Source organism: Kitasatospora sp. MY 5-36, from assembly GCF_001182915.1.
In the GTDB taxonomy this organism is placed as follows: domain Bacteria; phylum Actinomycetota; class Actinomycetes; order Streptomycetales; family Streptomycetaceae; genus Kitasatospora.
Genome location: NZ_LFVW01000708.1, coordinates 1 through 1,257, shown reverse-complemented (window position 1 = coordinate 1,257; position 1,257 = coordinate 1). Strand labels below are relative to the sequence as shown.

The following is a 1,257-nucleotide window of genomic DNA, read 5'->3' as shown; positions in this document are numbered from 1 at the left end:
CCCGCACCCCCGCCGCGGTGGTCGCCCCGGCCAGCCGGTCGAGGTCGGCCAGGCCCTGCGGCACCGGGGCCGAGGCCTCGCCGTCGGCCTCCCGCAGCGCGACCAGCATCCGGCGCAGCGCCGCCAGGGTGTCCCGCCCGGCCGCCTCGATCTCGCCCAGCGCCTGCTTGGCCCGCTCCGGCCGACGGTCGATCACCCGGCGGGCGGCGCCCGCCTGGAGGGCGACGATGCCGAGGCTGTGCGCGACGGTGTCGTGCATCTCGCGGGCGATCCGCAGCCGTTCGGCGGTGACCGCCTCCTCGGCCGCCCGGGCGCCGAGCGCCGCCGCGTGCTCCCGGTTCTGCCGCCCCGAGCGGCCGACCAGCCAGGCGACCAGCGCGAGCAGCGCGGCGCCGTCGGCCGAGCCGATGTGGGTGCCGGTGAAGATGCCCACCGTGTTGCCGTGCACCATGCCGATGTGCGCCACCAGGAGGGCCATCACCAGCGTGAAGGCGGCCCGCGAGGTGCAGCGCGGCCGGGTCGCGGTGATCAGGCAGAGCGCGACGTCCACGGCGAGCAGCGCGCCGGGCGGCACCTGGGCGCCGCCGGCCCACCCGTCGGTCTCGGTGAACGCGGCGATCAGCAGCAGGACGACGGAGAGCACCGGCAGCCGTCGCACCAGCGCCGCGCCCGCGAAGGCCACCACCGTGTCGGCCAGGGTGAACGCCCAGCCGCCGTGCGCGGCGGCGCCGGGGTGCTGCGAGGCGTCGCCGCCGAGCCGGACGGCGGGGTAGCCGGCGGCCACGCACCAGGCGAGGCCGACCCAGACCTCGGGCGGGACGCGCCGGAGCAGCGGCGGGGAGGGCGTCGGTGACATGGTCCAAGATCGTAACGACGGCCCGGCGAGGCCGTCATCCAGCCGTGGTTGTACGGCCGGGGGTGACGGGCACTGTCGACGCCGGTCCGATGCTGCCGTACGGGCCGGACGGGCACCGTGGAGCCCATGATCGAAGTCACCGAGCTGACCAAGCTCTACGGCCGCGGCCACCGCGTCCGCACCGCCGTCGACCGTCTCTCCTTCACCGTCCGGCCCGGCCGGGTCACCGGCTTCCTCGGCCCCAACGGCGCCGGCAAGTCCACCACCCTGCGGCTGGTCCTCGGCCTGAGCGCCCCCACCTCCGGCGCCGTCACCGTCGACGGCCGCCCCTTCCGCGGCAGGCCGCGCGGCCTGCGGCACGCCGGCGCGCTGCTGGACGCGGGCGACGCCCACGGCGGGCG

2 protein-coding genes are annotated in these 1,257 nt (G+C 77.8%); one reads left to right on the top strand and one right to left on the bottom strand.

The window, feature by feature from the left end; genetic code table 11:
• A partial coding sequence (locus tag AE652_RS43270) for a histidine kinase dimerization/phosphoacceptor domain-containing protein (RefSeq protein ID WP_053112424.1) occupies positions 1 to 856 on the bottom strand: 856 nt, incomplete at its 3' end.
• Positions 857 to 982: 126 nt separating this feature from the next.
• On the opposite strand from AE652_RS43270, the gene AE652_RS34150 reads away from it, so the two are divergent.
• The coding region (locus AE652_RS34150; protein ID WP_049658740.1) for an ATP-binding cassette domain-containing protein at positions 983 to 1,257 on the top strand (275 nt) is incomplete at its 3' end.